Origin of the sequence: Wenzhouxiangella sediminis (assembly GCF_003410055.1) — a bacterium.
Lineage (GTDB): Bacteria > Pseudomonadota > Gammaproteobacteria > Xanthomonadales > Wenzhouxiangellaceae > Wenzhouxiangella > Wenzhouxiangella sediminis.
Genome location: NZ_QUZK01000004.1, coordinates 16,015 through 30,787 on the forward strand (window position 1 = coordinate 16,015; position 14,773 = coordinate 30,787).

13 protein-coding genes are annotated in these 14,773 nt (G+C 64.7%); 7 read left to right on the forward strand and 6 right to left on the reverse strand.

All coding sequences use genetic code 11. From position 1 onward, the window contains the following. Positions 1 to 20 precede the first annotated feature (20 nt). The 5 genes from DZC52_RS00870 (at position 21) to DZC52_RS15425 (ending at position 6,889) form a co-directional block, all read left to right on the forward strand. The gene (locus DZC52_RS00870; RefSeq protein WP_181918701.1) at positions 21 to 974 is read left to right on the forward strand and encodes a type II secretion system protein; all 954 of its coding nucleotides are present in this window, start codon (positions 21 to 23) and stop codon (positions 972 to 974) included. Then, positions 971 to 1,360, forward strand: a complete 390-nt coding sequence (locus tag DZC52_RS00875) for a hypothetical protein (protein WP_116649236.1) — start codon at positions 971 to 973, stop codon at positions 1,358 to 1,360. The genes DZC52_RS00870 and DZC52_RS00875 overlap by 4 nt, the downstream gene beginning before the upstream one ends. An 11-nt stretch (positions 1,361 to 1,371) precedes the next feature. Continuing rightward, positions 1,372 to 4,872: a DUF6701 domain-containing protein gene (locus DZC52_RS00880; RefSeq protein ID WP_116649237.1), complete on the forward strand. Its 3,501-nt coding sequence runs from the start codon at positions 1,372 to 1,374 to the stop codon at positions 4,870 to 4,872. An 88-nt stretch (positions 4,873 to 4,960) separates the two neighbouring features. Next, positions 4,961 to 5,917, forward strand: a complete 957-nt coding sequence (locus DZC52_RS00885) for a GGDEF domain-containing response regulator (protein ID WP_116649238.1) — start codon at positions 4,961 to 4,963, stop codon at positions 5,915 to 5,917. Positions 5,918 to 5,947: 30 nt separating this feature from the next. Then, entirely contained in the window at positions 5,948 to 6,889 is a 942-nt protein-coding gene (locus tag DZC52_RS15425) for an FHA domain-containing protein (protein WP_181918702.1), read from the forward strand. Here the strand turns inward: DZC52_RS15425 and DZC52_RS00895 are convergent. Then, entirely contained in the window at positions 6,880 to 7,614 is a 735-nt protein-coding gene (locus DZC52_RS00895; RefSeq protein ID WP_116649239.1) for a DUF8198 family protein, read from the reverse strand. The two genes, DZC52_RS15425 and DZC52_RS00895, sit on opposite strands and share 10 nt — an antisense overlap. Continuing rightward, positions 7,611 to 8,060 (reverse strand): peroxiredoxin, encoded by a 450-nt coding sequence (locus DZC52_RS00900; RefSeq protein ID WP_116649271.1) that lies wholly within the window; start codon positions 8,058 to 8,060, stop codon positions 7,611 to 7,613. The genes DZC52_RS00895 and DZC52_RS00900 overlap by 4 nt, the downstream gene beginning before the upstream one ends. A 21-nt stretch (positions 8,061 to 8,081) precedes the next feature. Here DZC52_RS00900 and DZC52_RS00905 point away from each other — a divergent pair, with 21 nt between their 5' ends. Continuing rightward, positions 8,082 to 9,305 carry a patatin-like phospholipase family protein gene (locus tag DZC52_RS00905; protein ID WP_116649240.1) on the forward strand — a complete coding sequence of 408 codons (1,224 nt, stop codon included), beginning with the start codon at positions 8,082 to 8,084 and terminating at the stop codon, positions 9,303 to 9,305. 12 nt (positions 9,306 to 9,317) lie between these two features. Here the strand turns inward: DZC52_RS00905 and DZC52_RS00910 are convergent, their stop codons facing one another. From DZC52_RS00910 to DZC52_RS00925, 4 genes are read right to left on the reverse strand one after another with little or no spacing between them, the layout of a single operon-like run. Beyond that, positions 9,318 to 10,025 (reverse strand): N-formylglutamate amidohydrolase, encoded by a 708-nt coding sequence (locus tag DZC52_RS00910; RefSeq protein WP_116649241.1) that lies wholly within the window; start codon positions 10,023 to 10,025, stop codon positions 9,318 to 9,320. After that, positions 9,992 to 11,233: a carboxylate-amine ligase gene (locus DZC52_RS00915; protein WP_116649242.1), complete on the reverse strand. Its 1,242-nt coding sequence runs from the start codon at positions 11,231 to 11,233 to the stop codon at positions 9,992 to 9,994. Before DZC52_RS00915 ends, DZC52_RS00910 begins: the two co-directional genes overlap by 34 nt. Positions 11,234 to 11,238: 5 nt before the next feature. After that, the gene (locus DZC52_RS00920; RefSeq protein WP_116649243.1) at positions 11,239 to 12,711 is read right to left on the reverse strand and encodes a RimK family protein; all 1,473 of its coding nucleotides are present in this window, start codon (positions 12,709 to 12,711) and stop codon (positions 11,239 to 11,241) included. Continuing rightward, entirely contained in the window at positions 12,699 to 13,409 is a 711-nt protein-coding gene (locus DZC52_RS00925) for a C39 family peptidase (protein WP_116649244.1), read from the reverse strand. The genes DZC52_RS00920 and DZC52_RS00925 overlap by 13 nt, the downstream gene beginning before the upstream one ends. A gap of 131 nt (positions 13,410 to 13,540) precedes the next feature. Between DZC52_RS00925 and DZC52_RS00930 the strand changes: the two genes are divergently transcribed. Beyond that, positions 13,541 to 14,746 carry a TraB/GumN family protein gene (locus tag DZC52_RS00930; protein ID WP_116649245.1) on the forward strand — a complete coding sequence of 402 codons (1,206 nt, stop codon included), beginning with the start codon at positions 13,541 to 13,543 and terminating at the stop codon, positions 14,744 to 14,746. Positions 14,747 to 14,773 lie beyond the last annotated feature (27 nt).

Below are 14,773 nucleotides of genomic sequence, written 5' to 3' on the forward strand. Positions count from 1 at the left end.
CGAGCTACTGCACCGGCCCAATGGCACGCCCTGGCGGCCTTTCGCTCGGTCGGCGTGCTCAACGTATCGGCCAATACGCTTGCGCGCACCTCGGTCGCGAAAGCCCACCAGGACGCACCCTTGAACCGGTTCGCTACGCACGCGGGGGCAATATACGGGCCAGGTCGCGCGGCTTCACCCTCATCGAGCTGATCCTGGTGATCGTGCTGGTCGGCATTCTTGCCGTCGTCGCCACGGTCTTCATCCTGCCACCCTTCCAGGCCGCCGCGGACATCGAACGCCGCGCCATGCTGGTCGACGCCGCCGACCTGGCCGTCAACCGCATCACCCGCGAAGTGCGCAACGCCCTGCCGAACAGCCTGGTGGTTTCTGGCAACCGGATCGAGTTCATCTCGACGGTGACCAGCGGACGATACCGCAGGCTACCCGCGCCCGGCGGCGGAAGCGATATCTTCGTGCCGGCACAGTCATCGGGTTCCTTCGACGTGCTCGGCGGACTGCTGGATGCGGGCGCCGTGCAAACCCGAAGCGCAGGCACAGACTGCGGCACGAACGCAGGCCACTGCCTGTCGGTCTACAACACGGGCCAGCCCGGTTACGATGCCTGGACTGGTGGCAACATCGCGGCCATCACGGCTGTGAGCGGCAGCTCGATCAGCTATGACAGCGGCGGCAGCGGACCGCCCTTCGCCACGCATTCGCCGCAGCAACGCTTCCACGTGATAAGCCGCACGGTGCGCTATTCCTGTGGCGGCGGCCAATTGCGCCGGTGGTCGGGGTACGCTCTGAGCCAGCTGGGTAACCCCCTCTCGGGCGCCGGAAACCTGGTCGCCGACAATGTGACCAGTTGCCAGTTCGCCTACAACCCCGGCACTTCGGCCCGCCGCGGCCTGCTGACCGTCAGGCTCGACCTGGCCGACGAAGGCGAGTCGATCTTCCTGCTGGGACAGGCACAGGTACTGAACACGCCATGATCAAGATCAGACAACAACGCGGCGCCGCCCTGTTCGTCGGGATCTTCCTGATCACGGTCGTCGTGCTGTTCGCCGCGGTCGTGGCGCTGACTTCCAGCACCCAGCATCTCAGCCAGGCGCGCGCCGGCCTGGCGGAACAGGCCTGGTATGCGGCGGTTGCTCGAATAGAAACGGCTATTCAGTCGATTACACTGAACCACGCGTGTCCCGCCGGAGGCTCCGCTAACGTCCTGGGCTACGAGACCTTTCTTGCCTGTTCCGAGACGACCGTGGACGAGGGCGGAAACAGCTACGAAATCTATGCGCTCGAAGTGACGGCGTCTCGGGGAAGCCTGAGTGATCCGGTATTCGTGAGACGCTCGGTACGTGCCCAGGTGGTCGACTAGGAGGGATCAGCATGCGCATTTCAGCAATTCCGCTCTTCCTGCTGGCGCTCGGCTGGAGCACTCTCGGCCAAGCACAGCTCATCTCCGAGTGGCGGATGGACGAATCCTCCTGGAGCGGATCTTACGGCGAAGTCGTCGACAGCGCCGGGGGCAACAACGGCACCGCGCGCACGGCCGCGAACGACAATTCGCTGCCTGATACCGAGCCGGCCCAGGTTTGCCGGGGCGGCCGGTTTCGCGGCCAGGGCTTCAACCTGGACGAATGGCCCTGGTATGTCAACGCGGAACACTACGTCCGCGTACCGGATGACGGCTCCCTGTCACCGCTGAATAGTGTTGAATCAATGAGCGTCGGTGGATGGTTCCGGATGTCCTCGAGCGGCGGCACACTCATTCACAAGGGCGACGGCAACGCGTCCCAGGAGTATCGCGTTCACGTCTCCGGAAATCGCCTGAGGATGGAGCTCTGGAATCGCTGGGGCGGCGACACTTCCGTAACCCTTTCCAATCAATCACTGCAGATTGACACGTGGTATTTCTTCACGGCCACGTTGGAACGACTAGGCAACTCGGACAATGTCCGGGTGCAAGGTTATCTGTTCGATGAAAGTGGTCAGATCGGCGGAGTTTCGCAAGACGTCGTTTCGCTCGACTACACCAACAAGAACACATCGGGCGACCTGTATTTCGGTGCTGTGAGCTACGGCTCGAGTCCGGTCGGTTTCTTCGACGGCACTCTCGACGAGTTCCGCCTCTACGCCGATGTCCGATCTTCATCCGACGTCGCCGCACATTGGGGCGCCACCAGGACCTGCAATGGCGGTGGAAGCGGCGCGATCTTTTCCTATTTCATGGAAGAATCCCAATGGACCGGTGCTAGCGGAGAGGTGACAGACTCCAGTGGTAACGCCCTCGACGCGACTTCAGTCGGCGGCGCCGATACCGACGACAATGAACCCGCCATTGCGGGTAGCCCAGGGACTTGTGGTTACGCCGACATGAGCAACTCCGGCCAGCGCGTGGTCGCACCGAGCTCTTCCCTGGTCAACAACGCCGATACGTTCTCCCTGGCCGGTTGGGTCAGGATGCCGGATCAATGGCAAACCAACAGCACGCCTTCCATCATGGCCTACGGCAATACCGTGGGCGGCCAATGGCCAGAACGCTATGAAGTCTACATGGATCGCAACTACACCTGGAGCTGGCCCTATGGATTCATCGACGCCTGGGTCTTCATCATCAGGAAGTCGAACGGCAATTTGCAGTCGCTTCGCGTGCCCGTTGCACCCGATGCGTCCAATAATCCCCTGAGCGGAGAGTGGGTGCACTTCGTAGCCACCTACGATTCGGGCACGGATGACGCGCAGCTCTACATCAATGGCTCATTCGCGGACGATACCGGCTTTTCCGGCCCGAACGCGCTCGAAGACGCGTCGGGAGGTTTGAGCCTGATGGCTCATCCAGGTGGCCAGTACAACGCCGAAGGCTTCATCGACGAGGTCTACATGTTCGGCAATGTTCTGGATGCCGGAGAAGTCAGCGATCTCTACCAGAACACCCGGCCCTGCGATACGGGCTACGACCACATCCGGCTGATTCATCCGGCGACTGGGCTGACCTGCTCGGAAAGCACGATCACGGTGCAGGCCTGTGCCGACGTCGATTGCACGTCGCTGTACCCCGACCCTGTCGAAATCGATCTCACGTCGCCTGCAGCCAACTGGATCCCCGATCCCGTGACGTTTACGGGCAGCACCCAGGTCTCGTTGCAGTACACCCCGGGCGGCGTCGTAACGCTGGGAGCCGCCGCGGTCGATCCGGCGGCAGCCAATCCGACTCGCTGCTTCACGGCCGGCGGCGTGGAGACGAACTGCGAGATGGAGTTCTTCGACTCCGGATTCGTGATCGACATTGCCGACCACGTGGCGGATTCGCTGGTCAACGGCACTATTGCGGCCGTACGCAGCGACCCCAACAATCCCGAACAATGCGTGCCCGGCTTCGACAACGAGACCAAGGACTTGGACTTCTGGTCGCAGTACTTCAATCCGGGCAGCGGCAGCCTGCAGGTGGAAATCGACGGCAGCCTCATCGCCACGGCATCACCGGGAACCACCATCCCGATCGCTTTCGACGGCAACGGCGTGGGCCAGTTCCAACTCCGCTACCCCGATGTCGGCAACGTGGCGATGAACGCGGAGTACGTCGGCAGCGGTGACGAGGCCGGGCTGGTCATGACCGGCCAGGGTCAGTTCGTGGCGCGCCCTGCCCGTTTCACGCTGGACATCCCGGACAACCCGGCGGCTACCGACGAGACCGGAGACGTCTTCATCGCGGCCGGCAGAGACTTCGAGATCACGGTCGCCGCGCGCAACGCCAGCGGCGGCATCACGCCCAACTTCGGGCAGGAATCGACTCCGGAAGGCGTGGACCTGGAGCTCGACCTGTTTGCTCCTTCGGGCGGTGTCGAGCCCGGCCTGGTCGGCGGCTTCGGTAACTTCGCAACCGACTGCAACGGCAACAGCGCGACCGCCGGCACGGCCTGCGGCGAGTTCTCGTGGCCCGAAGTGGGCATCGTCTCGCTCAATCCTCGCCTGGCCAGCGGTGCCTACCTGGGAACCGCAGATGTCGTCGGCACCCAGGTCGATCACGTCGGGCGCTTCATTCCCGATCATTTCGAGCTGGGCAGCGGCGATATCATCGACCGTGCCGGCCTCAGTGGATGCAGCAGCGACTTCACCTATATCGGTGAGCGCTTCGATACCACGTTCACGCTGTATGCCCGCAACGCCGGCGGCAACACGACCGGCAACTACGAAGGCGCCTTCGCATTCCTCGGCGGAGGCGACCTGAACCTTTCCGCCACGCCGACACCCGACATCAACGGCGAGACCGTCGGCTGGGTGATGGGTGTTGGCGATGCAAGCGCCCAACTCTCGCTGCCGCGATCGAGCCCTGAAGGCCCTTATCCAGACTACGAGGTCACAACCGCACCCGTCGACAGCGACGGCGTATCGCTTGCCGGCAGCGGGCTGATCGATTCGACCGAACTGCGATTCGGTCGCGTCGTCATCGACAATGCGATCGGTTCCGAACTGGGTCCGCTCGAGCTCCCCTGGCGCACCGAGTACTGGGACGGCTCGACCTGGCTGGTCAACGGAGACGACAACTGCACCGCGCTCGACCTGACCGCCGACGTGTCGCTCGCCAGTTCCGGAGGCGATGTGGGGGACGGCACGACCTCGGTCTCGCTGGGCGGCGGCACGACTTCGATCGATGTGGCCGAAAGCGATCTCACTCTGGCGTCGGGAATCGGTTCGATCCACTTCACCACACCGGGCTCACCCGGCTGGGTGGATGTCTTCCTGGGACTGGATCCCGACTGGTCGTTCCTGCGCGACGACCTCGACGACGATGGCGACTACGGTGACGACCCGCAGGCCCGCGCGTCCTTCGGACTGTTCGACGGCAACAGCCAGCGCATCTATATCCGGGAAATAGCGCCGCAATAGAGCAAGTTGCACGGCAGCGCGCGTTGGCGCAGAATGGTTCGACCGAGGGAGACGGCTTCGCCGTCAAAGTGGGCTGGCAGGGAACCCCATGCTACAGGCGATCGATAATTCCAACCGGCATCGGCGTGTGCTGTTTGTCGACGACTCCAGGCTGATGCGCTACGCGGGCAGCAAGTTCCTGCACGGGCATTGCGAAGTCGTTCTCGCCGAAAACGGGCGCGACGCCTGGCGCATACTCACGCACGACGACCAGATCGATCTCGTCTTCACCGACCTGATGATGCCGATCATGGACGGCCACGAACTGATTCGCCGCATTCGTCAGTCTTCGGATCAGCGCATCCGGCAACTGCCGGTACTCGTCGTGACCGGCGATGACGAGTCCAGTGCACGCGAACTCGCGATCAGCGAAGGGGCCAGCGACTTCATCGCCAAGCCGTTCAGCCCCGATGATCTTCGACATGCCCTGGCGGCGGGCAACCGGGCAAAGGCCGAGCGGGTTCCGCGAATCCACGGCCTGCCCTCGCAGCTCGCACCGCGCCCGGCAACACCCAATCCGTTCCAGCAGCCCGAGGAACCGGCCAACTACTGCCGCCGGCTCCAGCAGACGATCAGCTTCCACCAGCGACAGCAGCTCGATCTCTCCTTGCTCCACGTCCAGTTCCAGGGTTACTGGCAGCTCAACAACCGCTTCGGCCGCCACTGGGCCGATGCCGTAATGCGCAACCTCGATCGCATCCTGGTCGACGTGCTGCGCGACGAAGACAGTGTGCATCGCACCGCCGACGACCTGTTCAGCGTCATCCTCATGGCGACGGGCCGCGAAGGAGCGAGAATTCTCACCCGGCGCCTGCGACAGCGCCTGGTCGGAACGCGGATGCGTTTTTCCAGCATGGAAGTCCCCATCGACGTGCGATTCGCCGTGCAGTTCCCCGATCTCAACCAGGAGGACGACCCCGAGATCCTTCTCGACGAGGCCCTGCGCCTTGTACACTGGCGAACCTCCCACGACAACGCTGCCCCCCTCAAACCGGTGGACGGCTGACAAGGAATCGGCAGCGAACGGGCGACAGACATGATCCGATCACTTGTCCTTCAGCCGATCGACGAAACGAGGAAGGAAACCGGCGCCATCCGGCTGAGCCGCTTCCCCTGTATCATCGGCCGGAGCCATGAATGCGAACCACGGCTCAACCTCCACCGGATCTCTCGCCGCCACTTCAAACTCGAGCTCGACGGCGATCATGTTCTGATCGAGGACCTGGGCAGCACCAACGGCACCTTCGTGAACGAGGAACGCATTACCGGCCCGTCCGAACTGCGGCCCGGCGATCGCCTGCACATCGCCGACTACGCATTTCGCGTCGAGAGTTTCGCGGAAATCGAGCAGCAGACGAGCAGCCGGGCCGGTCGGCCTGACACCCTGGCAGGACAGACGATCGCCGGTTTCACCGAAGACCCCACCGGTTTTCCCGTGCAGGCACCGCAGCTCTACGAGCTACTCAATGATTCGATGCTCGAGCCCATGGCCGTCGAAGTGCGCCTCGAAGGCGGTCCGTCCGATGCCTTGCTGGTGTTCGGCCGCAGCACGCACGCGACCCTGACGGCCGGCCACGACCGCCTCGCCCGCATGGCGCGCCAGCTCGGCGAGGAAGCCCGCTACAACGGCATCCTGCGCGAACTGGCGGTGGTGGCGGCCGACCGAGCGGACCTGGACAACCGCCTGGTCATCCTGCCGGTCGATGCCTTCGAAGTGGAGGACGCCGCCGTGCTTCTCAACGAACTCGCCGAACTCTCCCGCCGGTTCCGCCGCCTGCGGCTGGGCTGCCGCGTCGATACCGCCGAACTCGACGTCACCACGCTCAAGCAGCTGCGCAAGAGCCTGGAGAAGACCGGCATTACCCTGGCCGACCGCCCGGAAAGCCGCGAAGCCGAGCAGAACTGCCGCGCGGCCGGCATCGCCGTGCTCGAAATGGCCAACGAGGTTGCGGCCAAGCCGCTCGAAGACTACTTCTGAACGGACTCGGGCCCGCGCCCGATCCACGGCTCGAATGGCCAGTCCTCGCCGGCCTGCATCGCTTCCAGGGCCTGGGTCTCACGCTGCTTGATGGTCGCCAGGAACGCCTCCGCGCCCTTCATCCTCGCGAAGGAACCCAGCCCACGCTCGAGGAAATTCTGGAGCAGCCCGACGCCGCCCACCTCGGCCGGGCGCCGCATGATGCGGACCAGGCGACGGACCATCGTGCGCCGCACCGTTTCATCCAGTAACTCGCCCAGGCTGTGGATCAGGGCGATCTGTTCGCGCCGCGCCGCCCACTCGCCGTGCCGGCGATAGGCCCGCGCGTAATCGGGCTGGCCAATCTCGGGCACGTCGACCAACAGGCCGGCCAGCTCGAAGTCGAACTCAAGGCTGACGGCCTGCAGCCGCATCGCCTCGCCGGTGGCGTGAAGCAGATGATCGGGCAGGAATCGCCGCATGACCGGCAGGACGCGCTTGAGCTGGCGATCGCGGGCGTGCACGTCCCGCCCGCCGTAGAGCTCATCCAGGAAAAACTCGCACGCCGGGCGAAAACGCGGCTGTGCCGCCAGGTCGGCATAGGTTTCGTCCAGTCGCGCCCGCTGCCAGCGCTGAAGGCGATCGAGCGCGTCGCGCAGCGGACCCTCATCGGGAATTCGATGCGCGATCCGCAGGTTCCGGTCGACCTGCTCCTCGAGATGGCGATCGGCCCGGGAGCGGCTCATTCGAGGTGCTGGATGACCTCGATGAGTTCGTCCCGGCTGCGCCGGAACACCGCCACCGATTCGACGTGCGCGTAGCGAACGACACGCTCTTCGTCGAGCAGGAAGACGCCGCGCTTCATGCCGAGCAGGCCCTTGCAGCCGTATTCCGCGGCCACGGTCATGTCCGGATCGCTCAGCAAGGTGAACGGGAGACCGTGCTTTTCGCGGAACTGGCGGTGCGAACCCGCGTCGTCCCGGCTGATACCGACCACCTCGACCCCGAGATCGGAGAACTGCTCGATCCCGTCGCGGTAATCGCACATCTGCCGCGTGCAGACCGGGGTGTCGTCGCCGGGGTAGAAAACCAGCAGCACGCGCCTTCCGGCGTGCGCGGAGAGGGTGAATTCCCGACCGTCCTGGTCGGGCAGCGAAAAGTCGGGGGCGGTGTCGCCGATTCGAATCGTCATGCGCTGCATTATAATGTCCGCATGCTCAAGCTGACTCCCGCACGTTCGCCCCGCGAAAACAGCCGCCACCCGACCATCGCCCTGGCCATCGCCGGTGGCGGTCCGCTCGGCGCCATTTACGAACTGGGCGCTCTCCAGGCGCTCGACGAGGCGCTCGACGGCGTGCACATGCACGACCTGGACGTCTACGTCGGGGTCAGCTCGGGCGCGGTGCTTTCGGCCAACCTGGCCAACCGCATCACCATCAGCCAGATGGCGCGCGTGTTCATGAGCACGCCCGACGCGGAGTTCGCCTTCCACCCGGAGAAATTCCTGCGCCCGGCGCTCAGGGAGTATTTCAACCGCGCGGCCAGCGTTCCCTCCGTGATTCTCGACCTGGTGACCGAGATCATCCGTCACCCCCAGCGCCTGACCAGTCTCGAGAGCATCGAGAGCCTCAGCCGGCTGGTTCCCAACGGGATTTTCGACAACCAGAGCATCCACCGCTTCCTGGCCCAGGTGCTCGACAAGCCGGGTCGCACAAACGACTTCCGCGAACTCACCGCCAAGTTGCGCGTGGTGGCGGTCGAACTGGAATCGGGGCAAGCCGTTCGCTTCGGGGAACCGGGCTACGACGATGTCCCCATTTCCCAGGCCGTGCAGGCCTCGGCCGCCCTGCCCGGCCTCTACCCGCCCGTCGAGATCGGCGGCAGTTACTATGTCGACGGTGCGCTGCGGCGCACCCTGCACGCGTCGGCGGCGCTGAAGGAAGGCGCCGATCTACTGTTCGCCATCAACCCCCTGGTGCCCTACGATGCCGACAGCGACGCGACCAACCTGGCGCGCGCCCGCGAGCGAATGATCAAGGGCGGCCTGCCGGTCGTGCTTTCGCAGACCTTCCGCTCGCTCATCCAGTCGAGAATGCAGATCGGGATGCGCAAGTACGAGACCAGCTACCCGGAGGCGGCCATCATGCTCGTCGAGCCCAATCGCAACGACGAGAAGATGTTCTACACCAATGTCTTCAGCTATTCCTCGCGCAACGAGCTGGCCGAGCACGCCTTCCAGGTGACGCGAGCCGAGCTGTTGGCGCGCGCCGACGACCTGGACACGTTTCTGGATCCGTTCGGGCTTTCCATCAACCGCGAAATCCTCGCGGCCCGGCGCAGCTTCGCCGACAGCCTCAAGCGCGAGAAACCGCACTACGCCCCGGTGGGCAATACGCTGGATCGCACACTCGACAGCCTGGAACGACTGCTCAAATAGCCGCTCCGCCCGTCAGTCGCTGTCCGCCAGGGCCGCGGCCACCGCTTCGACCAGGCCGGCCTTGGTTCCAGGCCAGTCCTCGGCGTCGACGAGGGCCTGGTTGACCTCGAGCTCGATGGTTACCAGGCGATCGGGGCCGAATACCCGGCGATGCTGCTGCCCGAGGCCGTTGGCGGTACCGCGGTAGGGGACGTTCATCCGCACGCGCAGGTCCGGCAGGCGTGAACTGATTTGCGCGGCCAGGCGCCGGCACAAGCGCTTCTCCGGCGCCCTCGAGGGGTCATAGAGGAGGCCGATGTCCACCCGGCGCTCCCGCCCTTCCAGAACGGGCGTGAAACTGTGGCAGGCAATGTGAACCACCCGGCCCGCCGCCCCTTCCACGAACTCCCGGTAGGCCCGCCAGTGCGGCAGCCACCAGTCGCGCTCGATCCGTTCCCGCTCACCGGGCGGCAAGCCGCGCGTGAACTCGGAAAACCGATGCGGATGACTCGCCGACCGGTTGAGGTCGATCAACAGCCGGCTCGCCCGCCCGGCAAGCAGCGGCGCGTCGAGTCGCCGGGCCAGGGCGCGGCCCAGCTCCGCCGTTCCGGGATCCCAGCCCCGGTGCCCGGTCAGTTTCGATTCACTCCCCGCAAAGAACTGCGCGAACCGTCCCGGAATGCGCCGCGAGGCGTGCTCGCAGGTGATCAGGACCCGAACAGGCGGTTTTGATCCAGGCATTCGGCCAGCTCCCGGTAGCAGTCGACGACGGCCGCTCGCGCGGGCTGCTCCCCGAGGCGCTGGCGCAGAGCCTCGGCAAGCGTCCGCCTTTCCAGCATGGTCGACAGGGTCTCAGCAGCCGGCGCGGAGACGTCCAGGTCGGCAAGCAACTCGAGCCACAGGGCACGTCCGTCCTCAACGGCTTTCGACGTCAACAGCGACCGCCACGCCTCGTAGTCGAACGCCGCTCGACTGCCCTCGCGGGCGGCTGAGAACAACTGGCTCGACAAGGCCTCGGTCGACAGCGCCTGCCCGGCTTCCAGCGTTTCGTCGGACTCGTAGAGCCTTCGGACCAGGGCCAGCACCGCCTCGGCGACCGCCAGGTCGGCCGTTGGGCACTCCTGGATGTCGATGATGCGAATCTCGATCGTCTGTCGTTCGAAGCGCGCGATCGCACCGCGGGAGTTGAGCCAGTCGTCGGCCAGGATGCCCTCTGGATCGTACGGGCCGATCGCGCGGTAGATCGGCTGAAGAATGCGTTCCGAGTAGTCGCGGATCGAAGCAACCGGCTCGGGTACCACCAGGCCGGCTATTTCGGGAATTCGGCGCTGGTTGTCGCGGTAGAACTCCAATCGCGAGTCCATCCACCCCGACCACTCGCCCTCGACCAGCGGGGAAGCGGACGAAAGCGCCGGAATCAGCGGCAGGACGAGTCGGATGGCGGCGTGCAGGCGCCGGAATTCCTCGTCGTCGAAGAACGGCAGGTTGATATGCATCGACTGCAGGTTCGACCAGCCGTGGCCCTGGCATGCGAAGATCCGGTCGTAGGCGGCGTAAATCTCGTTCTGACCATGCGGCCAGAGTCGTGTTTCCGCGGCCGGATCGAAGAATGGATGCATGGCCGTGGGCAGCAGCATGGCACCCATCGGCGAGAGCTGTGCATTGATTTCGCGCACATCCTCGGCAAATGCCCCGTCGAGACCGCGCAGCGAATCCGCCGGACCATTGGTCTTCAACTCGACGACGTGGAGCACCAGTTCGTTCGACCAGGCGAGCTTGTCCTTGACGACCTCGTTGACGATCTCGCCGGCCTGCAAGGCAAGGAGTCGATCTGCCATCGGCGCGACCGCCAACGTTTCCCGGTCGACGATCATGTATTCCAGTTCGATGCCGAAGCCGGCAAAGGCGTGCAGGTGGGGCTGCGGTGTGACGGGTTCGATAGTCGGCATGACGGCTACTGCAAAGAGGCACGCCCGAGCTTGCGCTCGGTGACGCGTTTGAACATGACGCCCATGATGTCGCGATAGAGCGCGTCCTTGAGGACCGCGTCTTCGCAGCCGGCGTCGATGGAAGGGTTATCGTTGATCTCGATGACCAGCACGCGGCCGTCGACTTCCTTGAGATCCACGCCGTAGAGGCCGTTGCCGATCAGGCCGGCAGCCTTGACCGCGGTGTGAACCACGGACTCGGGGGCCTCCCCCACTGTAAGCGTGTCGGCCATGCCCTCGTCACCGCCGCCCATTTCGTGGTTGATGATCTGCCAGTGACCCCGTGCCATGTGATAGCGGCACACGTACAGTGCGCGCCCGTCGATTACGCCGACGCGCCAATCGAAGGCCGTCGGCAGGTACTCCTGCGCCACGATCAATTCACTGCGGCGCAGCATCTGCCGCACCGTGCATTCGAGCGTCTCGCGGTCCTCGATCTTCACCACGCCAAGCGAAAAGGCACTGTCGGGCTGCTTGAGCACCACGGGCAGACCCAGCCTCGACTCGATTTCGGCGGCATTGTCGCGGTGAACGAGCAGTGTTCGGGGCGCGGCGATCCCGTGACGCTGCAGCAATTCGGCGAGGTAGACCTTGTTGGTGCACTTGAGAATCGAATCCGGGTCGTCGATCACCACCAGGCCTTCGGCCGCCGCCTTGCGCGCGAAGCGGAAGGTGTGGTGGTTGACCGCCGTGGTCTCGCGGATGAACAGCGCATCGAACTCGGCCAGGCGCCCGATCTCGTCGGGGCCCACCCGTTCGACGTGAAAACCGACCGCTTCCCCGGCACGCTCGAAACGCGAAAGCGCCTTTTCATCCGAGGGCGGGTGCGCTTCTTCAGCGTTGACGAGCATCGCCAGATCGAAGCGCGAGACCCTGGAACGCCCTGCTCGCGGTCGCTTGCCCGAAAAATACCGCCCGGCCGCTTCCCGGACGAAATCGAGATGCGTGTCGGGGATGTCGCTGAAAGAAATCGGGGCAATCCGCTTGAGCGCCCAACCTTCCGTCAGGCGCTGGAAGCGGGCGCGCAAGAGCGGCGCCGGAAACAGATTGAACAGCGCCCGGGAGAGTCGATCGTAGCGTCGCGCCAGGTTGCGGCCGAAATAGATCGAAAGCGTGAACTCGTCCGACTGCAGCGGCTTGAGCCCGGTCTCGATCAGCCGCGCCAGTTCCACACCGGTCATGCGAACGATGTTGGGCGCCTTGAAGTCCTGGAGCGTGGCCACCGACGGCAGGGGCTTGTGCCCGCGAGCGGCCGCCAACAGCGATACGTAGTAGCCGTTGGACTGGTAGCCGTAGCTGCGGCACAGGTTGTAGACGCGGGTCGAACGGCGCTCGGACCAGCCCGGATCAGTGAGGTAGTCACGCGCCAGAACGCGCTCGACGCCCTCGATTTCCAGCGGCCAGTCCTCGGCTCGACTGACGACGATCAGTTGCTGCATGGTCGAATCACCAACAGGTTGGCATCGTAGGTCAGGGCGCCCAGAAGGATTGCGCCGATGACGCGATCGATGTGCACACTGTAAACCTGGCGACCCTGCGGATTGGGGCTGGTCGGGTCGGCCACGATCACCTCTCGCGTTTCGCGCCGGTAGCCCGCCAGCACCACGAAATGCCCGACCGGTTCGCCGCGGATATCGTCGTCGGCATCTTCCGGCCCCCACTCGCGCGCACCGCGGTAGAGATAGGTCGCGCTCAAGCCCGTGAGGACCGGATGTCCGTCCGACAGCAATCGGCGCAGCAACGCCCGGTTGAGGTCCTCGAAACGGATTCGACCGCCCGACTCGAGATACTGAAGATAGCCGTCGGTGGCGATGGAGAGCTTCTCACGCCGCTTGAAGGCGGCCTGACGCCGCAAACGCTCGCAGAGGTCGATCTTGGGTCCGGCGAACCAGGTCGGATCGAAGACCTCGAGGTTCCAGGTGTGGATAACGGCCCGATACCCGCGCGCCAGGGCATGATTGGCCAGGAACACGTCGAGTGTGCCGCCATGATCCAGCCGGTGAATCTCGTCGATGACCCGCGTCAGCTCGATGTCGTCGCCGAAATGCCGATAGACGGCATGCAGGCAGGTGGGCCCGCAAGTCGTGGTATCGGGCTGGGCCTCGATCACCACGGGAGGGGAAACGGAAAAACTCATGAGAAGCCACCCGCGGGCGACGGCGCTTAGCGCAACGCAGCTTAGATTATCGCTCCAAACGGCGGTTCCCGTCGGCAAAAAATATTGTTCAATCAGCTAAACTGCCCCATTGCCATTTTCGACTGGCCTCGATGACCCCCGATCAACAGGAACTCTTCGGAGACGAGCCCGTACGCCACGTCACGCGCGACGGCGTCGACTACGCCCTGCTCGGCACCGCTCACGTCTCGCGCACCAGCGCCGAGGCCGTCGAACGCCTGATCGACAGCGGTCACTACGATGCCGTTGCCATCGAGCTTTGCGCACCGCGCTACCAGACCCTCACCCAGCGCGATGCCTGGCGGAACATGGACCTGTTCCAGGTCATTCGCCAGGGCAAGGCCGGCATGATGATGGCCTCGCTCGCCCTGGCCGCGTACCAGCGGCGCATCGCCGAACAGTTCGGTATCGAGCCGGGCGCCGAAATGAAAATGGCCATCGAGGCCGCCCGGCGAGCCGAAGTGCCGGTACAGCTCGTCGATCGCGACATCGGCATCACCCTGCGTCGCGCCTCCCGTCGGCTTTCGTGGTGGAAGCGCTGGCTGATGCTCAACGGCCTGGTCATGTCGATGTTCTCGCGCCAGGAAGTCAGCGAGGAAGACATCGAGCGCCTCAAGCAGGGCGACCTGCTGACCGAGACCTTCAGCGAGTTTTCCGAAACCGCTCCCGAGCTGTTCGAGTCGCTCATCGCCGAACGCGACCGCTTCATGGCCGCGCGCCTGCGCCAGGAAAACGAGGGCCGCGCGCCGCGCAAGGTACTCGCCGTCCTCGGTGCCGGGCACCTCGAGGGCACCGCAAAGGCCCTGGAAAGCGACGCCGACCCGGTCGAATCGGTCGAGCACCTGAATACCATGCCGCCGCGATCGCGATTCCTGAAATACCTGCCCTGGCTGATTCTCGGCCTGGTGGCGACGGGCTTCATCATCGGCTTCACGCGGTCGCCGGAACTGGGCTGGGCCCTGGTAACGACCTGGGTGGTGATCAACGGCACGCTCTCGGCCCTGGGCGCACTCATCGCAGGCGGCCATCCCCTGACGGTGGGCACCGCGCTGGTCGCCGCACCACTGACCTCGCTCAATCCGACGATCGGTGCCGGCATGGTCACAGGCGCAGTCGAAGCGGCCCTGAGGAAACCGAGAGTGGGTGACTTCGAAACCCTCCGCGACGATGTCGTCAAACTCTCGGGTTGGTGGAAGAATCGCGTTTCACGCGTCCTGCTGGTTTTCTTCCTGTCCAACCTCGGTTCGGCGATCGGCACCTGGGTGGCCGGCTTCAGAATGGTCCAGCAGCTGTTCTAGGTCCCCGGTCTCGGGCATCGCGCACGG